This window comes from Roseovarius sp. S88, from assembly GCF_037023735.1.
Taxonomy (GTDB): Bacteria; Pseudomonadota; Alphaproteobacteria; order Rhodobacterales; family Rhodobacteraceae; genus Roseovarius; species Roseovarius phycicola.
The window spans coordinates 2,800,152-2,817,950 of record NZ_CP146069.1 but is presented as its reverse complement, the minus strand read 5'-3'; the positions used below and the strand labels follow the sequence as shown (position 1 = coordinate 2,817,950).

The 17,799-nt window shown below is 58.2% G+C and carries 20 protein-coding genes; 9 read left to right on the top strand and 11 right to left on the bottom strand.

The features are described 5' to 3' along the window. Positions 1 to 61: 61 nt before the first annotated feature. Together RZ517_RS14300 and RZ517_RS14295 are read left to right on the top strand one after the other, a co-directional pair. A complete protein-coding gene (locus RZ517_RS14300) occupies positions 62 to 706 on the top strand; it encodes a sulfotransferase family 2 domain-containing protein (RefSeq protein WP_338548848.1) in 645 nt (214 codons plus the stop codon). A gap of 283 nt (positions 707 to 989) precedes the next feature. After that, positions 990 to 1,556 carry a Hint domain-containing protein gene (locus tag RZ517_RS14295; protein WP_338548847.1) on the top strand — a complete coding sequence of 189 codons (567 nt, stop codon included), beginning with the start codon at positions 990 to 992 and terminating at the stop codon, positions 1,554 to 1,556. 87 nt (positions 1,557 to 1,643) lie between these two features. Here RZ517_RS14295 and RZ517_RS14290 read toward each other — a convergent pair whose 3' ends face one another. The 9 genes from RZ517_RS14290 to RZ517_RS14250 all read right to left on the bottom strand — a co-directional run bounded on the left by RZ517_RS14290 (position 1,644) and on the right by RZ517_RS14250 (position 10,546). Next, a complete protein-coding gene (locus RZ517_RS14290) occupies positions 1,644 to 3,842 on the bottom strand; it encodes a 3-hydroxyacyl-CoA dehydrogenase NAD-binding domain-containing protein (protein ID WP_338548846.1) in 2,199 nt (732 codons plus the stop codon). Continuing rightward, positions 3,839 to 4,324 carry a cupin domain-containing protein gene (locus tag RZ517_RS14285; protein ID WP_338548845.1) on the bottom strand — a complete coding sequence of 162 codons (486 nt, stop codon included), beginning with the start codon at positions 4,322 to 4,324 and terminating at the stop codon, positions 3,839 to 3,841. Before RZ517_RS14285 ends, RZ517_RS14290 begins: the two co-directional genes overlap by 4 nt. Continuing rightward, positions 4,324 to 5,535, bottom strand: a complete 1,212-nt coding sequence (locus tag RZ517_RS14280) for an acetyl-CoA C-acetyltransferase (RefSeq protein WP_338548844.1) — start codon at positions 5,533 to 5,535, stop codon at positions 4,324 to 4,326. The genes RZ517_RS14285 and RZ517_RS14280 overlap by 1 nt, the downstream gene beginning before the upstream one ends. 15 nt (positions 5,536 to 5,550) lie before the next feature. Next, entirely contained in the window at positions 5,551 to 6,189 is a 639-nt protein-coding gene (locus tag RZ517_RS14275) for a glutathione S-transferase family protein (RefSeq protein WP_338548843.1), read from the bottom strand. 142 nt (positions 6,190 to 6,331) lie between these two features. Beyond that, complete coding sequence (locus tag RZ517_RS14270; RefSeq protein ID WP_338548842.1) at positions 6,332 to 7,471, bottom strand: acyl-CoA dehydrogenase family protein; 1,140 nt, start codon at positions 7,469 to 7,471, stop codon at positions 6,332 to 6,334. A 12-nt stretch (positions 7,472 to 7,483) separates the two neighbouring features. After that, a complete protein-coding gene (locus RZ517_RS14265) occupies positions 7,484 to 7,696 on the bottom strand; it encodes a hypothetical protein (RefSeq protein ID WP_338548841.1) in 213 nt (70 codons plus the stop codon). Between the two features lie 58 nt (positions 7,697 to 7,754). Then, the gene (locus RZ517_RS14260) at positions 7,755 to 9,533 is read right to left on the bottom strand and encodes an acyl-CoA dehydrogenase C-terminal domain-containing protein (RefSeq protein WP_338548840.1); all 1,779 of its coding nucleotides are present in this window, start codon (positions 9,531 to 9,533) and stop codon (positions 7,755 to 7,757) included. Positions 9,534 to 9,573: 40 nt separating this feature from the next. After that, positions 9,574 to 9,975, bottom strand: coding sequence for a MerR family transcriptional regulator (locus tag RZ517_RS14255; RefSeq protein ID WP_317057324.1), 402 nt, complete (start codon positions 9,973 to 9,975; stop codon positions 9,574 to 9,576). A 202-nt stretch (positions 9,976 to 10,177) separates the two neighbouring features. Then, entirely contained in the window at positions 10,178 to 10,546 is a 369-nt protein-coding gene (locus tag RZ517_RS14250) for a MerR family transcriptional regulator (protein ID WP_317057325.1), read from the bottom strand. A gap of 117 nt (positions 10,547 to 10,663) precedes the next feature. On the opposite strand from RZ517_RS14250, the gene RZ517_RS14245 reads away from it, so the two are divergent. The 4 genes from RZ517_RS14245 to RZ517_RS14230 all read left to right on the top strand — a co-directional run bounded on the left by RZ517_RS14245 (position 10,664) and on the right by RZ517_RS14230 (position 13,991). Further along, on the top strand, positions 10,664 to 11,083 hold the full coding sequence (locus RZ517_RS14245; protein ID WP_338548839.1) for a PaaI family thioesterase: 420 nt from the start codon (positions 10,664 to 10,666) through the stop codon (positions 11,081 to 11,083). Further along, entirely contained in the window at positions 11,080 to 11,589 is a 510-nt protein-coding gene (locus RZ517_RS14240) for a PaaI family thioesterase (protein ID WP_338548838.1), read from the top strand. Before RZ517_RS14245 ends, RZ517_RS14240 begins: the two co-directional genes overlap by 4 nt. Beyond that, positions 11,582 to 12,913, top strand: coding sequence for an MATE family efflux transporter (locus tag RZ517_RS14235; protein WP_338548837.1), 1,332 nt, complete (start codon positions 11,582 to 11,584; stop codon positions 12,911 to 12,913). Before RZ517_RS14240 ends, RZ517_RS14235 begins: the two co-directional genes overlap by 8 nt. A gap of 85 nt (positions 12,914 to 12,998) precedes the next feature. Beyond that, a complete protein-coding gene (locus RZ517_RS14230; RefSeq protein ID WP_338548836.1) occupies positions 12,999 to 13,991 on the top strand; it encodes a type I glyceraldehyde-3-phosphate dehydrogenase in 993 nt (330 codons plus the stop codon). 15 nt (positions 13,992 to 14,006) lie between these two features. On the opposite strand, the gene RZ517_RS14225 is transcribed toward RZ517_RS14230, so the two are convergent. Together RZ517_RS14225 and RZ517_RS14220 are read right to left on the bottom strand one after the other, a co-directional pair. Then, positions 14,007 to 14,672 (bottom strand): SOS response-associated peptidase, encoded by a 666-nt coding sequence (locus RZ517_RS14225; protein ID WP_338548835.1) that lies wholly within the window; start codon positions 14,670 to 14,672, stop codon positions 14,007 to 14,009. 3 nt (positions 14,673 to 14,675) lie between these two features. Beyond that, complete coding sequence (locus RZ517_RS14220) at positions 14,676 to 15,869, bottom strand: class I SAM-dependent methyltransferase (protein WP_338548834.1); 1,194 nt, start codon at positions 15,867 to 15,869, stop codon at positions 14,676 to 14,678. A gap of 154 nt (positions 15,870 to 16,023) precedes the next feature. Between RZ517_RS14220 and RZ517_RS14215 the strand changes: the two genes are divergently transcribed. The 3 genes from RZ517_RS14215 to arsC are packed head-to-tail and all read left to right on the top strand — an operon-like array spanning position 16,024 to position 17,752. After that, the gene (locus tag RZ517_RS14215; RefSeq protein ID WP_338551170.1) at positions 16,024 to 16,362 is read left to right on the top strand and encodes a DUF952 domain-containing protein; all 339 of its coding nucleotides are present in this window, start codon (positions 16,024 to 16,026) and stop codon (positions 16,360 to 16,362) included. Further along, on the top strand, positions 16,359 to 17,417 hold the full coding sequence (locus RZ517_RS14210; protein WP_338548833.1) for a quinone-dependent dihydroorotate dehydrogenase: 1,059 nt from the start codon (positions 16,359 to 16,361) through the stop codon (positions 17,415 to 17,417). Before RZ517_RS14215 ends, RZ517_RS14210 begins: the two co-directional genes overlap by 4 nt. Then, the gene (arsC, locus tag RZ517_RS14205) at positions 17,408 to 17,752 is read left to right on the top strand and encodes an arsenate reductase (glutaredoxin) (RefSeq protein ID WP_338548832.1); all 345 of its coding nucleotides are present in this window, start codon (positions 17,408 to 17,410) and stop codon (positions 17,750 to 17,752) included. Before RZ517_RS14210 ends, arsC begins: the two co-directional genes overlap by 10 nt. Positions 17,753 to 17,799 lie beyond the last annotated feature (47 nt).

Sequence of the window (17,799 nt, the reverse complement as noted above, 5' to 3'; positions counted from 1 at the left end):
AAAGCGGTTTTCTGGGCTGGCGTGACTTTTCAAAAACAACGTCCTTGCGTAACGTTGAGAAATGATAATTTCACCCGGTCGCCGCTATATCTTTGTGCACATACCCAAGACGGGCGGCACGTCTCTTGCGCACGCGCTAGAGGCGCGCGCCAAAAAGGACGATATCCTTATCGGAGACACGGAAAAGGCGCGGCGCAGACGCGGCAGAGTTCAGGGTTTTCAAGCGGCGGGTCGGCTTTGGAAGCATTCAACCTTAGCGGATATCGACGGTGTGGTGCCGGATGAAGATATCGCCGAGTGGTTCTGTTTCACTCTGGTGCGCAACCCCTGGGACCGAATGGTCAGCTACTACCATTGGCTGCAGAACCAGAGCTTTGAACACCCCGCAGTGGGGCTGGCAAAGTCCGTGAGTTTTTCCGAGTTTCTGCGCGCGCCGCATATTCAGGACGCTTTCGCGAGCAATCATGCAGCGACCTACATGACCACATCCCGAGGTGTGGACTGCGCCGATCTTTACATTCGGTTGGAGCATTTTGAGCAAGATGTCGAACCACTTTGGTCGCATTTGGGGTTCCGTCTTGAGATGCCCCATCTCAATCGCTCTGACCGTAAATCGGACTACCGTAGCCTTTATTCAGAGGCCGACGCAGAACAGCTCGCAGCCTTGTGTTCCAAGGATATAAAGCGGTTCGACTATACTTTTTGACCCCCTTTGTTTCTGAATTGAGCAGAATCCTATGCAAATGAACCAGACTGTTCACATGCCGAAACAATGCCACAATTCGAACACCTTTCGGGCAAATGCCTGACCTTCGAATCATGCCTTTTGGACATGTCTGTTTTGTCGGTTCACCGGCATTCATTGGGGAAACGGGATGCTCAATCAGAAGGTTGGCGAATTAAAAAAGAAGTCTGTGGTCGGATCAAATCTCCCTCAGCCTATCGAACATCAGGAGACTCAACTTGCGGGTCTCTTGTCGGGAACACGCGTGGCCACACCCGTGGGTTGGAGCCCTGTGCAAACCATCGGTGTTGGTGATGAAGTCTTAACCTTTGATTGTGGCCTGCAAGAGGTGACCAAGGTGGATCTCATTCGCCTTTGGGATGGCAAGGGCACATGCCCGTCTCGCTTCTGGCCTCTGGAAATTCCGGCCAAAGCGCTTGGCAACCGTGCAACAACGCATGTGCTGCCGGGCCAAAACCTGATGATCGAAAGCGATGCGGCGGAGGCACTTTTCGGTGACCCGTTCACACTCATTCCTGCAGGCGCGACTGAGGGCCTCCGGGGGGTCAAACGTACACCACCAGAGCATGCCTATTTCGTCGTGCTTTTGCATTTCAGCCAAGAACAGGTGGTGTATTCCCAGAGCGGCGCATTGCTGTTCTGTCCTGCATTTGACGACACGCCACCAGAACTGGTGACAACCATAACCACATCTTATTCCGCTTTGCCCATGCACGAGGCGCGCTATCTCGCCGAGCATTTGGGCGACCAAGACTCCGCAGCTTGCACGTACCACCCCCAGGGATTTGGGGCTGCGGGTGTTCCGGCCTAACCGATCTTCCCCAGGATCGGCGGAACATTTAACCCGCGCGGTGAGTAGAGCACTGCGCGGGTTTTTCTTTTGCTGACAAGCTTTCGGTTACGCCGCTTCTGCCTGTGTGCTGAACCGCTCGTAAAAGCTCTGACCTTTGTCCGCCATCTCGCGCAAGAGCGCTGGCGTTTCAAATCGTGCACCGTGCTCTTTGGTAAGCGCGTCACACCGTTCGGCGGCATAGCGCGCGCCGATGATGTCGAGCCACGCAAACGGCCCGCCGGACCAAGGCGCAAAGCCCCAGGCCAGGATCGCGCCCACATCACCCTCGCGGATGTCTTCCAGCACACCTTCTTCCAAAGCGCGCACGGCCTCGAGGACCTGTGCGAACATCAGACGGTGCTGTACTTCTGTCAGATCAGGCTGCTCATCGGCACGTGGGTATTGCACCTCAAGCCCATCCCAGTATCCCAAACGCTTGCCTTTCTCGTCATAGTCGAAGAATCCCGCGCTGGTTTTGCGGCCCAGACGTCCTTGTTCCTCCATCCAGAAGATAACGTCATCCACAGCTCCATCAGGATAGTCATCCCCCATCGCCGCCTTGGTGGCGCGGGCAATCTTGGCCCCCAGATCAATGGATGTTTCATCGACCAGTTGCAGTGGCCCCACCGGGAAGCCCAACTGACGCGCGGCGTTGTCGATGAGGGCAGGGGCCACGCCCTCGGCCACCATGCGAATGCCTTCGTTGATGTAGGGGATGATGCAACGGTTGCAGTAGAAGAACCGCGCGTCATTGACGACAATCGGCGTTTTCTTGATCTGTCGGACATAGTCAAGTGCCTTGGCCACCGCGCGTTCACCGGTTTTCTGACCTTTGATGATCTCCACCAGGAACATCTTTTCCACCGGCGAGAAGAAGTGAATGCCGATGAAGTTCTCTGGATTGTTTGAGGCCTTGGCCAGCTCGGTGATCGGCAGGGTCGAGGTGTTGGTGGCAAAGATCACGTCGTCGCCAACCGCTTCGAGCACGTTCTTGGTCACTTCGGCTTTGACACCGGGGTCCTCAAACACGGCCTCAATGATCAAATCCGCCCCTTTCAGAGCGCTGCAATCCGTCGTGGCCGTAATCCGGTCGAGCAGAGCGGCTTTCTTCTCTTCGGTTGCCTTGCCGCGCTTGATGCCTTTATCCATATAGGCCTCGGAATAGGCTTTGCCCTTGTCTGCCGCCTCTTGCTTCTGGTCAATTAGCACGACTTCCATCCCAGCCTGAGCTGAGACAAGCGCGATACCCGCACCCATCATGCCTGCACCCATGACGCCGACCTTTTTGACCGTCTGATCGGCCACATCGGGGCGGTTGGCACCCTTTTCCAGTGCTTCTTTGTTGATGAAGAGGCTGCGGATCATGGCGCTTGAGGACGGGTTCATCAGCACATTGGTGAACCACCGCGCCTCAATCTTGAGCGCTGTGTCAAATGGCACCAACGCGCCTTCGTAAACTGCACTCAACAATGCCTTGGCCGCCGGGAACGCGCCTTGGGTTTTGCCGTTGACCATGGCCGAGGCCCCAACAAAGTTCATGAACCCCGCCGGGTGATAGGGCGCGCCTCCTGGCATCTTGTAGCCCTTTTCGTCCCAGGGCTTCACAATGCTCGGCTCGCTCAGCACCCATTCACGCGCCTTCTCGATGAGCTCGTCCGCGGGTACAACTTCGTCTACCACACCAGCAGACTTGGCTTTCTGCGGGTTGTTCAGCTTGCCTTCCAGCAAGAGCGGTGCCGCCGCAATCGCGCCCATCTTGCGCACCAGACGCGTGGTGCCACCCATGCCGGGGAAAATACCGACCATGATCTCGGGCAGGCCGATTTTGGCCTTTGGGTTATCCGCGGCGAAAATCCGGTGACAGGCCAGCGGAATTTCCAGACCAATGCCAAGCGCCGTGCCCGGCAGACAGCAGGCAATCGGCTTGCCGCCCTTGTTGGTCTTGGGGTCCATGCCCGCGCGCTCCATCTTGCGCAGGAAGGTATGGGTTTTCATCAGCCCCTCAAAAAGACCCTTGGCCGGATTGTCGCCCGCCATCTCTTTCATTTTTGAGATAATGTTGAGGTCCATGCCCCCGGCGAATGAGCCTTCCTTGCCCGAGGTCAGGATCACGCCCTTCACCGCATCATCGGCCAACGCGTCATCAATCAGTGCCTCAAGATCGTCAAACCCTTGCTGGTTCATCACGTTCATGGACTTGCCGACCGTGTCCCAAGTGATGATCGCGACGCCATCGGCGCCTTTTTCCATTGTGAAATCAGTCATGTGTCTTCTCCGGTCTGGTCAGCCGTCAACGGGCTGCCGTCTTTGCGGGTAAAGGAAAAACCGGCCTCATCGAACGTCACCATCATATCGATGTCGCTGTAGTACCCGGTTTCGGTTTTGGTCCGCGTGCCCACCACCAGAAAGGCGGCAGGCGCGTCGGTTTTGTTCACAAGATGATGGCCATTGGCGTCACCCGCCGGGAAAGTGGCGCAATCGCCAACCCCCAACTGGTGCGTGCCCGCATCATCAATCAGGGTGCAGACGCCTTTGGTCACCATAACAAACTCATCCTGCTGCATATGGTAGTGCCGCAGAGATGAGGCCGCGCCGGGTGCGAGGCGCACAAGGTTCACACCATATTGCGTGAGCCCGCCCGCATCGCCGAGCGGCTGGACAGACCGGCCTTCAAACCCGTCCGACAGCTTGCCTGGGTAGCCCGACCCGGTTTTGGCCGGGATGGTTGAGAGATCAAGCTTCGGCATCAGACCCGCTCGATGATCGTGGCCGCACCCATGCCGGACGCGATGCAGAGTGTTGCGAGGCCCACTTCCTTATCGGTGCGCTCCAGCTCATCGAGAAGCGTGCCGATGATGATGGCACCGGTCGCACCCAAAGGGTGACCCATGGCGATTGAGCCGCCGTTGACGTTCACCAAGGCTGGGTCCACATCAAACGCCTGCTGGAAGCGCAGCACGACCGACGCGAAGGCCTCATTGACCTCAAAAAGGTCAATGTCGGAAATTTTCATGCCGCTATCGGCGAGGATTTTCTCGGTCGCCGGCACCGGCCCTGTCAGCATGATCACAGGATCCGTGCCGATCTTGCAGGTCTGGCGAATGCGCGCGCGGGGCTTCAGCCCGTATTTCTTGCCAAATTCCTCGTTGCCAATCAGCACCCCGGCAGAACCATCCACGATGCCTGATGAATTGCCCGCATGGTGCACATGGTTGATCTTTTCCAGATGCGGGTATTTGAGCTTGGCCACGGCATCAAAGCCCGGCATCATCTCGCCCATCTGCTGAAACGCCGGGTTCAAGCCGCCCAGGGATTGCATATCCGTGCCGGGGCGCATGTACTCATCATGATCCAGAATGGTCAGCCCGTTTTGATCTTTCACCTCGATGATCGACTTTTCAAATCGCTTGTCGTCCCAGGCGGCTTTCGCGCGCTGCTGACTGGCCATGGCAAGCTGATCCGTCTCATCCCTGCTAAAGCCATACTCTGTCGCGATAATATCGGCTGAGATGCCTTGGGGGACGAAATAGGTTTCCATCGCCACGCTGGGGTCCACGGCAATGGCCGCGCCGTCGCTGCCCATGGCCACGCGGCCCATCATTTCCACACCACCGGCGATATAGGCCTCACCAGCCCCGCCTTTGACCTGATTGGCCGCGAGGTTCACCGCCTCCATGCCCGAGGCACAGAACCGGTTGATTGCAAGACCAGGGATGGATTCGTCCAGATCAGAAGCCAGAACAGCGGTGCGCGCCAGGCACCCGCCTTGCTCCATGACTTGCGTGACGTTGCCCCAAATCACGTCCTCAACGGCATGCCCATCCAAACCGTTGCGGTCTTTCAGCGCGTTGAGAACCTGCGTGCTCAGCCGAACGGCTGTCACTTCGTGCAAAGCACCGTCTTTGCGGCCCTTGCCGCGCGGGGTGCGCACGGCGTCGTAGATAAAAGCGTCAGACATAGAGGTCTCCTTGGTTCAGGCGCGGTCAGCCGGGCTGCCGGGCATCAGGTCATAGGGGTGTTTCCAGCCGGGTATGGCCTCGATATTACCAAGCCAGCGGTCGATATTGGGCCAGTCGGCACGATCAAAGCCGAAGGGTTCGGGGTAAAAGAGGTAACCGCAACAGGAAATGTCGGCATTGCTGATCTGATCACCGACGATCCAGTCGCGGCCCTCAAGCCGGGTGTTGAGCGTCTCAAAGGCCGCCTTAAGACGCCCTTGCATAAAGCCGATCACCTCTGCGGGGCGTTTGTCCTCGGGCAAAAAGTTCATCAAAAACCGCGTCATACCAGCCTGTGACGAAAGCTTGTGATTGTCCCACAAAACCCAGCGGAACATCTCGTAGTTCTCCGCATGATCCTTGCCGCCAAACTTACCGGATTTCTCGGTCACATAGGCTTGAATCGCGCCCGACTGGCTGGTCTTGAAATCGCCATCCACCAGCACCGGCGCTTCGCCCATATCGTTGACGTTTTGGCGATACGCGTCACTGCGCGTCTCACCGCCAAAGAAGTCGACCTTGGCCGGCTCCCAGTCGAGACCGGAAAGCTCCAAAGCCAGCGCCGCCTTGTAGGCATTGCCGCTTTCGCCAAAGCAGTAAAGTTTGATGGTCATTTTTGGCCCTTCCTTATGCTTTGGGGTGGTATCGGATTTGAGTATTTGAGGAACGATGAAAGTGCGGACGTGCTTTCACTGTTCGCTAAATACTCCCGCCGGAGGCGTCCGTCAGTTGAGTTATATGCAAAAGCATGCATGTTCACAACGACCTCGAAATCAGCTCTTTCATGATCTCATTCGTGCCACCATAGATGCGCTGCACGCGGGCATCGGCCCACATTTCGGCAATGTCATACTCGGCCATATACCCATAGCCGCCATGCAGCTGCACGCAGGTGTCGAGCACCTCAAACTGCGTGTCGGTGAGCCAGTATTTGGCCATTGCCGCCTTTTCTACGCTCAGCTTGCCCTGCAGATGCTCGGCGATGCATTCGTCGAGAAACGCGCGCGCAACCTTGGTCTTGGTCAGGCATTCAGTCAGGCTGAAACGGATCGTCTGAAACTTCTCAAAGATCGGCCCGCCAAAAGCTTCGCGCTCTTTGGTATAGGCAATGGTGCGCTCGACGCCGCCTTCCAGAGCGCCTTGCGCGCCGCAAGCAATGATCAGGCGTTCCTGTGGCAGTTGCTCCATCATCTGGTAGAATCCGCGCCCTTCTTCACCACCCAGAATGTTTTCTGGCGGCACTTCCACATTGTCAAAGAAGAGCTCGGAGGTGTCACCCGCCTTCAACCCGTTCTTGTCGAGGTTGCGGCCACGGGTGAACCCTTCGGCCTCATCGGTTTCCACCACCACCATGGAAATGCCCTTAGCCCCTTCCTTGGGGTCGGTCTTGGCAGCAACAATGATCAGGTTGGCGTGTTGGCCGTTGGTGATGAAGGTTTTCTGTCCGTTCAGCCGGTAGGAGTTCCCATCGCGCAGGGCCTTGGATTTCATGGATTGCAAGTCTGACCCGGCCCCCGGCTCGGTCATGGCCAATGCGCCAACCAGCTCGCCAGAAACCATCTTGGGCAACCAGCGTTTCTTTTGATCTTCCGAGCCATAGGCCAGAATGTAATGCGCCACGATGCCCGAATGGATGGGATTGCCCCAGCTCGCCAGATTGGCGCGGCTTTGCTCGATGCAGATCACCGCCTCATGGCCGAAATCGCCACCTGCGCCGCCGTATTCTTCGGGGATGGAAGGGCAGAGCAGACCCAGTTCACCGGCCTGATTCCAGGTCTCGCGATCCATGATCCCGTCCTTGCGCCACCGCTCAAAATTCGGACCCCATTCGTCCGAGATGAACTTATAGGTCATCTCCGCAAGCATCTGGTGCTCGTCTGTCATCCATGTCGACATCGCATCCCTCCCTTATTTCTTGCGCGCCTCAAGCTCTGAATTAAAGAGCCTGAGCCGGTGACCAAACGTGTCTTCGTTGATCACACTGTCAAAGTTTTCAAAGAGGAACGACAAGGCCTCGCCTTCATCCAGACCAGCTTCTTGTGCGAATTTCCGCAAGCGGCGATAGCCATCTTCGGTCATCGCGGCGTTAAACCGCCGGGTCAGGCGAAAGCGTTTGGGCATGATGTCCTCCCAGTCATCTTGCGGGGTAGGGTGGGTTTTCAACCCACCCCGTCTGTCTTCAGAATGCCTCGGCTTCAAGCTCCATGACCGTGTCCGCACCGCTCTCGATGCGTGTCAGATGCATGGATGTCGCGGGCAGGCGGCGCTTCATGTAGTAGCGGCCCGTGGCGATCTTGGTCTTGTAGAACGCCGTGTCGCCTTCGCCACTCTCAACCGCGTCCATCGCGGCCTTGCCCATCTGCGCCCACATCAGGCCCAGGCAGACATGCCCAAAGAGGTGCATGAAATCATAGGATCCGGCGAGGGCTGCGTTGGGGTTCTTCATGCCATTCTGCATAAAGAACATGCCAGCGGCCTGCAGGTGCTTGGATGCCTCTTTCAAGGGGTCAAGGAAATCAGCCTTCAGCGCCTCATTGCCTTCGTTCTCCTTGATGAAGGACTTCACCAGATCAAAGAACGCCATCACGTGCTTGCCGCCATCCTGCGCCAGCTTACGGCCCACAAGGTCCAGCGCCTGAACACCGTTGGCCCCTTCATAGATCATGGCAATCCGCGCATCGCGGGTGAATTGCGACATGCCCCATTCCTCGATGTAGCCATGCCCACCATAGACCTGCTGGGCCTGAACGGTCATGTCGTAGCCCTCGTCGGTCAAAAAGCCCTTGATGATGGGTGTGAGCAGGCTCACCAGACCTTCGGCGGCTTCATCGCCACCGCGGTGGGATTGGTCGATCATCTGACTGCCCCAGAGCAGGAAGGCACGGCCGCCTTCGACAAAGCTCTTTTGGTCCAAGAGGTTGCGGCGGATATCGGGATGCACAATCAGCGGGTCGGCCGGACCATCGGGGTTTTCATCACCGGTCACGGCACGTCCTTGCAGGCGATCCTTGGCGTACTCCAGCGCGTTTTGATAGGCCACTTCAGCCTGCGCCAGCCCCTGCATGCCCACGCCGATGCGGGCCTCGTTCATCATGGTGAACATCGCGCGCATGCCCTTGTGCTCTTCGCCCAAAAGGTAGCCTGTCGCTTCGTCATAGTTCATCACACAGGTCGAGTTGCCGTGGATGCCCATCTTCTCTTCAATCTTGCCGCAGGACGCCCCATTGCGCGCGCCTAGACTGCCGTCTTCGTTGACCATGAACTTGGGCACGATGAAGAGGCTCACACCCTTGATGCCCTCTGGTCCGCCGGGGATTTTGGCCAGCACAAGGTGAATGATGTTGTCGGCCATGTCATGTTCGCCAGCCGAGATGAAAATCTTCTGACCGGAAATTTTGAAGCTGCCATCATCCTGTGGCACCGCCTTGGTCCGCATCAGGCCCAGATCCGTTCCGCAATGCGGCTCGGTCAGGTTCATGGTGCCGGTCCATTCGCAGGATGTCATTTTGGGCAGGTAGGTGTTCTTCTGCTCCTCGGACCCATGTGCAAGGATAGCTGATGCAGCCCCATGGGTCAGGCCTTGATACATCGTGAAGGCCTGGTTGGCGGCCGAGGATGTCTCGCCCACAGCCGTGTACATGATGTAGGGCATGTTCTGCCCGCCATATTCTTCGGGCAGGTCAATGCCGGTCCAACCGCCCGCTTTCACCTGCTCAAACGCATCCTTGAAGCCCGTGGGCGTGCGCACCACGCCGTTTTCCAGAACACAGCCTTCGGTGTCACCAACAACATTCAAGGGGGCCAGCACCTCAGAGGCGAGCTTGCCCGCTTCTTCAAGGATGGCCGAGGTGAAATCCCGGTCCAGGTCGGCATAGCCGGGGGTGTCTTGCTCGGACACTTTCAGCACATTGTGCAGAATGAAATCCATGTCTTTGGTGGGGGCTGTGTAGCTGGGCATGTGGTGGTCTCCCTAAATCATCACAAGTTTGCGGCAGAAGTTACTCTGCCGCTTTCGGTGTTTGTCGGATCGAGGCGATCATTTTCTCGCCCCATTTCATTTGGTCTTTAAGATCATCAATAGCTGCGGTCAGTTCATCACGCTGGCGCTCAAGATCATTGAGCCGCGATTTGGCGACCTCATAGGTCTGTGTGAGCTGCGTCAGCTGTTGATCGCCCCGGTCATAGAGGTTCAGCAGTTGCCGAATTTCCTCAAGGCTAAACCCAAAGCGCTTGCCGCGCAGGATCAGCTTCAGTCGGGCCCTGTCGCGCTTGGTGAAAAGGCGCTTCTGGCCTTCGCGCTTGGGGAACAGTAGCTCTTTGGACTCGTAAAACCGCAGCGTACGAGGCGTCACGTGGAACGCATCACACATCTGGCGGATTGTCATCATCTCGGTACTCATATTACCACCTGTTCATCTCGGTCTCGTGGCATTGACCTGGGGGCGCTTCATCTTCGATACAACAGGGAATAGAGTTGACGTAACTGGTACGTAACGTCACTTTTAGGTTTACGTAAGATTAATCAAGGTAAACCGCCCAATTGCACAATTTTATGACGCGCTGGGCAACAGTTTGCCGGTCAAGGTTCAAAGCAAAAGCCGCTTACCCGAGCGATTTCGCGGTCGAATCGCGCATATCCTGAAGCTCTGAAATACTCTCTTCAAGCTGCGCTTTCTGTTTGCCCAACTCGGCCAGCTTCTGATCGGCAAGATCAATCCAGGTCCGCAGTTGCGCGTTGGTGCCTTCCTCTTCATAGATCAAGAGCCACTGCCGGATTTCCTCCAGTGCAAAGCCCCAGCGCCGACCACGCAAAATAAGCGTCATGCGGACGACTTCTTTATGCGAGTAAAACCGTGACCGGCCTTCGCGCTCTGGGCTGATCAACTCGATGTATTCGTAGTAGCGCAGCGTTCGCGGTGTCACGTCGAACTTGGCGCACATTTCTTTGAAAGACAGTCGTTTGTCCGACATGGCCTCTCCTCCTTATGTGCAATGTTAGAAAAGACCGGCGCGCAGGGCAACCGCTAGACCTTGAAGCTGTGTTCACTTCTGGATCATATACCGCCAGCAAAGCCAGAAGGTGCGCCAATGGACAAGACCAAGTTTGCCCGACAATTCATTGATGCCATTCCGCATTCGCGTGAACTCGGCATGGTGCTTACCGATGTTGGGGAGGGCACGGCAGAAATTGTCATGGACTATGATGAAAGGTTCGTTGGCGATCCCGAAACAGGCGTCATTCATGGTGGCGCTGTGTCGGCTTTGATGGATACTTGTTGCGGTGCTGCGGCCATGAGCCATCCCTCTTCGCCCGGAGCTACGGCGACGATTGACCTGCGGATTGACTACATGCGCCCGGCCACACCTGGCCAGAAAATTAAAGCGCGCGCTGAATGCTATCACATCACGCGTTCGGTAGCCTTTTTGCGGGCACAAGCCATGGATGATGACGAAGAGAACCCCGTGGCCCAGGCCACCGGCACATTTACGGTAGAGGCCAAGTCATGAGCCGCAAAACGCCGGAACCCGTTCAGATCGTGAAGCAGCGCCGGGACGCAGCGCTCGCGGCATTGGTTAATGGTGTGCCTTATGCGAAATTCCTGGGAATCATTTTCGACCGTCGCGGCGATGAGCTGACAGCGGTGATGCCGTTTGACGACAGGCTTGTCGGCAACCCGCTCTTGCCCGCATTACATGGCGGCGCCACGGCAGCCTTTCTTGAGGTTACATCTATCATCGGTCTGAGCTGGGCGATGATCTGGGATGAGGTGGAGAGCGGGCAGTTGGATGCAGATGCATTGGCCTCTGGCCAACTACCCCGCCTGCCCAAGACGATTGGCTTCACCGTCGATTACCTGCGCTCGGGTCTGCCACGTGACGCCTATGCGCGTGCACATGTGACTCGCTCAGGCCGCCGCTATGCCTCGGTCAAGGCCGAAGCCTGGCAGGACAACCGGGCGCGCCCCTTTGCGCAGGCCACCGGGCATTTTGTCATGCCGCGCCAGAATGGCTGAGACGGCTGCGCCGATCACCCACAAACGGGTGCTCAACATCGCTATCCCGATTGTCATCTCCAACGCCACCGTCCCGATCCTTGGGGCTGTGGACACCGGCGTTGTCGGCCAAATGGGAGAGGCGGCCCCGATTGGCGCCGTGGGCATTGGCGCTATTATCCTGACGGCAATCTACTGGATCTTCGGCTTTCTGCGCATGGGCACCACGGGCCTCACCAGCCAGGCACATGGCGCCGGGCAGACAGGTGAAGTGGCCGCAATGTTCACTCGCGCGATGATGATTGGTCTGAGCGCCGGTTTCGCCATCATCCTGCTGCAAGTCCCCATATTCTACGGCGCATTCCTTGTCTCGCCCGCCAGTGCCGAGGTTGAAAACCTCGCGCGCGACTACATGGCCATCCGCGTCTGGAGTGCTCCGGCCGTCATCGCACTTTACGGCGTCACCGGCTGGCTCATCGCGCAGGAACGCACCCGCGCTGTCCTCGCGCTGCAAGTGGTCATGAACGGGATCAATATTATCCTCGATCTATGGTTCGTCCTTGGCCTTGGCTTGGGCGTCGAGGGCGTGGCGATTGCCACATTCATTGCTGAATGGAGCGGTCTTGCCCTGGGTCTCTGGCTCTGCCGCGATGTGCTCAAAAGCCCTGCATGGAAAGATTGGCCGCGTGTCTTTGACCGGGCTCGGCTCACCCTGATGATGGCGGTCAATCGCGACATTCTTCTGCGCTCGCTCATGCTTCAGGCGATCTTTGTGTCGTTTCTCTTCATCGCAGGGGATTTCGGTGACGCAGAGCTGGCCGCCAATCAGGTGCTCATGCAATTCCTGCACATTACGGCCTATGCGCTGGATGGTTTTGCCTTTGCCGCCGAAGCGCTGGTGGGGCAGGCGATGGGCCAACGCAATCGCGCCGATCTGCGGCGCAGCGCCGTGCTCTCCAGCCTTTGGGGCGTAATCATCACCACCGGCCTCACGCTCAGCTTTGCGCTCTTTGGCGGTGCGATTATTGATCTGATGACCACCTCAGGTGAGGTGCGCAGCGAAGCGCGCATTTATCTTATTTACATGATCCTTGCCCCGATCACGGGCATCGCCGCCTGGATGCTCGATGGCATCTTCATTGGCGCAACACGCGCGCAGGATATGCGCAACATGATGGCGATCAGCCTTGTGGTCTACGTGATTGCGGCGATGCTGCTTGTGCCGGATTACGGCAACCATGGTCTTTGGATTGCCTTGCTCATCAGCTTTGTGGCGCGCGGGCTCACGCTCGGTCTGCGCTATCCCGCGCTGGAGGCCGAGGCGGGACGTGCGGCTCCAAAATAATTTGATCAAATTATATTTCATGGCTGGTCAAGCCTGCCGCAAGCCATAAAGTCAACATCACTGACCCATTTGCAGGAGGCCACCCATGTCCACCCGTCCCATCCGCGTCGCCATAAACGGATTTGGCCGCATCGGTCGCACGCTCCTGCGCATTCTGTTGCGAGATGCGCCGGATATCGAGCTCATCTGCATCAACGACATCGAACCTATCGAGACCTGTGCCTACCTTTTTCAATATGACAGCGTGTTCGGACCCTGGCCTGAACCGGTAGAGGGTGGGAACGGCGTGCTGCAGATCGGTGCGCGGCAAATCCCGTTTACGTCAGAGCCGGATCTGAGCGCCCTGGACCTAAGCGAGGTCGATATCGTGCTGGAATGCACCGGTATGGGCGGGACGCGCGCCGTTGCTGAACGGGGGCTTGTGGCTGGAGCCAGCAAGGTTCTGGTCTCTGGCCCTTCGGCAGAGGCCGATATCACCATCGTGATGGGCGCCAATGAGGCGGCGCTGGGCAATCAGACCATCGTTTCCAATGCGTCCTGCACCACCAACGCACTCGCCCCGCTTGCGCGCCTGCTGGACGATGCCTTTGGCCTGATCAGCGGGCAGATGACCACAGTGCATTGCTACACCGGAAGCCAGCCCACCGTCGACAAACCGCGTGCCGCGCCCGAGCGCAGCCGGGCCGCCGCGCTCTCGATGGTACCCACGACCACAAGCGCTCAGCATCAGACAGGTCTCGTGCTGCCACATCTCAAGGGCCGGATCGAGGCGCGCGCGATCCGCGTGCCCACCGCCAGCGTGTCCTGCATTGATCTGACAGTGCAGACCAACACAGCCGTCAATGCGGCCTCAGTGAACGCCGTGTTGCAAAACGCTGTGCGTCAGGGGGGTGTCTTCGGGTGGACCGAACAGCCTTTGGTCAGTGCCGATCTGCGTATGCGGCCTGAATCCATCGTGATCGTCGGGCCAGAGACATCCGTGTCCACCGGCGGCCTGCTTCGCGTTTTCGGCTGGTACGACAACGAATGGGGCTTTTCCTGCCGGATGCTGGATATGGCGCGACTCATGGCGGCCTAAACCTGTCTGCCTCGGTTAGGCTTCGAAGGGCTCAATCAAATCCGGTCCGCTGGCGCGGTTGGAGTTCACCTTTGGGTCCACCCGGTGAAACCGCAAAGCCTCTTCCGGGGCCGCTTTCATCAGGGTGGCCGCCCCATGCCCGGCTTCACCCAGCCACAGAGCCCAGTCGCCCTCACCCAAAATAACCGGCATCCGGTGATGGATCGCCTGCATCCGGGGATTGGCCGCCGTTGTGACAATGGCACAGGTGGTAAAGGCTTCATCCCCCTGCGCCCAATCCTGCCAGACCCCTGCAAAGGCGAGCATTGAGCTTTGCGTCGGCGCAATGTACCACGGCAAACGTTTGCCTTCGGCGTCCTTGGTCCATTCGTAAAAACCGGTTGCGGGGATCAGGCAGCGCCGCCCTCGCGCGGCTCTACGGAAAGCAGGCTTTTCAGCAATCGTTTCGCTGCGCGCATTGATCAGCAATGGCCCGTCGGTTGGGCTTTTGTACCAATGGGGTAGGAACCCCCACCGCATCGCGCGGAGTTGCCGCTGACCGTCCTGCGAGGTGACCACATGCACCGCGTTGGTGGGGCAAATGTTAAAGTTGGGCACGCCCGGCACATCATTCGCGGGGCGCGCAGCAAAGAGCTGCGCCATCGCGTCTGGCGGCAAGGTCAGGGCAAACCGACCGCACATCTCTCAGCGCAGCACGCTGGAATAGACCAGCAGCCCCCAGGGCGTGAGCTTGCGGTCCACCTGGCTCCAGAGCGCGCCAAAGGCCAATGGGTCCTGTTTTGTGAGCGCGGCAATCTCTTGCAGCGATCTGCGCCCGTCAATCGCCATCAACAGCGCCCCGGCTTCTTTGGGCAGGGACAGGGTTTCGGACAGCGTCGCATCGCCCAGTTTCGGGCTTTGGCCCTGAAGCACGGCTTGTGCCAGAGCTTTGGCTTGTATCCCTTTGATATGGGGAACAAGTTTGCGGTTCGTGCTTTGGGCGATTTGAGGGGCTGTATCTGCTGCGACCGCATAGGCGGTATGGGTGCGGATCGTGCCGTTGAGCTTTTCGGCCACCGCCATTTGGGTCATGGCATCCATGCCCTCGGGCGGCTCTGTGAACCGGGCGAGATCATAATAGACAGACTGCACAAACCCCGATAGTGCCCAGCCTGTGCGCTCTAACGTGGCACATAAGGTTGTCACGTCATAGGCGCGGTCCTGGCTGTGCAAAAGTAGGTCATAAAACCCCGCATCCCCGGCCTCGTGATCATTCAGATTGGGGTTCGATTTGAACGGATGCCCCTCGGGCAGGCGGTCAAAGAGCTTGCGCGCCGCCTTGATGCGGTCCTTAGGGGCAAGATCCGCATACAGTGCGCCAAAGGCCCCTTGCAGAGGATACACCCCCGACCGGCCATAAGGGGCATACACCATGAAGCCCATGCCGCCTCCGGGTGCGAGAGCCGCGCGGAGCTGGGAAAACCCTGCGTCGGGGTCCGGCAGGTGGTGTAGCACGCCGCAGCAATCTATGTAGTCAAACGGGCCGTATTTTGGCGCATCCAGAAGACTTCCGGTGATGAAGGTAATATTGTTTAATTTCCGTATCTTGGCGCGCGCTTCTGCCACGTCACGTGACGCTTTGGAGAGGTCAATATAGGTGGCCTCAAAGGGGCGTTTGTATTGCGTCAGAAGCGTTGTCAGTTGGATCAGCCCGTCGCCTGTACCGCCGCCTGCGACGAGAATGCGTAGCGGTTTGGACCAGTCGCGCTGGCCGCCAAAGATGAAATGGTCAATCTCTTGTGGCAGCGATGGCGATCCCAGGATCAGGCGCTTTTTTTCGTCGCGTGGATCACGTTCAGGATAGGGAAACGCTTCGTATTGATCTCGCACTTTGCTCATGGATTCCCATAGGCCGGATATGGGCGGCAAATGCAAGAGCGCCCAAATGTTTCGCGCGCGAAACGCTGCGGCGCAGAACATGTTCAGGTTGCGTTAAGACTTGGCCTTGGCAATTCGCTTGACCGTTCCTGCGCGCCAAGGCATGACCAAACTCATGCTGATCTACAAGATTTTCCGGCAAGAGGAATGGAAAGCCCTCTGCGACGCGGGCCAGACTGACGGCGCGCCTGTGGATCTGGCGGATGGTTACATTCATTTCTCAACGGCAGATCAGGCGGCTGAGACGGCGGCCAAGCATTTTGCGGGCGAAGATGATTTGATGCTGCTCGCGGTGGAGGCGGAGGATTTGGGCGCGGCGCTCAAATGGGAGTCGTCACGAGGCGGGGCGCTATTCCCGCATCTCTACGCGCCGTTAAAGCTTGAAAATCTCCATTGGGCCTTGCCCCTTTCTCTTGAGGATGGCGTGCATCAGTTTCCGGACCAGATGGTATGAGCCTGATGGACCGGATCGGGCTGGGCCTTCTGCACCGGCTTGACCCTGAACGCGCCCATGGCGTGGCGCTTTGGGCATTGCGGTCGGGTTTGGCACCTTTGCCCGGAGAGATCACGTCGGACCGATTGCGCACAGAGCTTGCTGGCATTCGCTTGGCGAATCCGATTGGCTTGGCGGCGGGGTTTGACAAAAACGCTGTCGCGTTGTCACCGCTGGCTAAGGCCGGATTTGGGTTTGTCGAAGTTGGCGCCATCACACCGCGGCCCCAGCCGGGCAACCCGAAACCCCGGCTCTTTCGTCTCGCCGAAGATCACGCTGTGATCAACCGGTTTGGGTTTAACAATGAAGGCATGGAGGCCGCAGAACCACGTCTAGCGGTGCGTCCCACGGAGGCGGTCATTGGCCTTAACCTTGGGGCCAACAAGGACAGCACAAATCGGGCCGACGATTTTGCCGGCGTTCTGGCCCATTGCGGCGCGCATCTGGACTTTGCGACAGTAAACGTTTCCAGCCCAAACACCGAAAAGCTGCGGGATTTGCAAGGCGGGGCGGCACTGCGGGCGCTTCTGGCGGGGGTGATGGAGGTGCGCGACGGGATGGAACGGCGCATTCCAGTCTTCCTCAAGATCGCGCCAGATTTGTCTGATGACGAACTGGCCGAAGTTGCGGGTGTGGCGCAGGAGACCAATGTAAGCGCTATCATTGCCACCAACACGACACTGTCACGCGACGGGTTGCAAAGCGCGCAGGCGCAGGAGGCAGGTGGCTTGTCCGGCGCACCGCTTTTTGAGCGCTCGACCCGGGTTCTGGCGCGGTTGTCTCAGCTTACTGAGGGCAAGATGCCCCTTGTGGGTGTCGGTGGCATATCGTCTGGGCAGGACGCGTTTCAGAAGGTTCTGGCCGGGGCTAGCGCGGTGCAGCTCTATTCCGCGCTGGTCTATGAAGGTCTTGGGCTAGTTGGGCGGATTGCGCGTGAGCTGGATCAGCTTTTGGAGCAGAATGGCTATGCCACTGTTGCTGAGGCGGTGAGTACAGGGAGAGATCGATGGCTGTAACCGAGATTTGGCACAACCCGAGATGTTCGAAGTCGCGTCAGACGCTGGCGCTTTTGCAGGAGCGGGGCGATGTGGAGGTGCGGCTATACTTGCAGGATGCGCCGACGGCTGATGAGATTGCAGCTGCGTTGAAGGCACTCGGCGTGCCCGCTGCAAAACTGATGCGCCGGGGGGAGGCGGTGTTCAAAGAGTTGAGCCTTGCCGAGGAAACGGATGAGGCCAAGCTGATCGCGGCCATGGCGGCGCATCCCATTCTAATTGAACGCCCGGTGGTCTTTGCACATGGCAAAGCTGCGCTGGGTCGTCCGCCGGAAGCGGTACTCGACATTTTGTAAGGCGCACCTAGATTTCGCGCGTGAAAGGCAGATAGGGGATGGGTCTG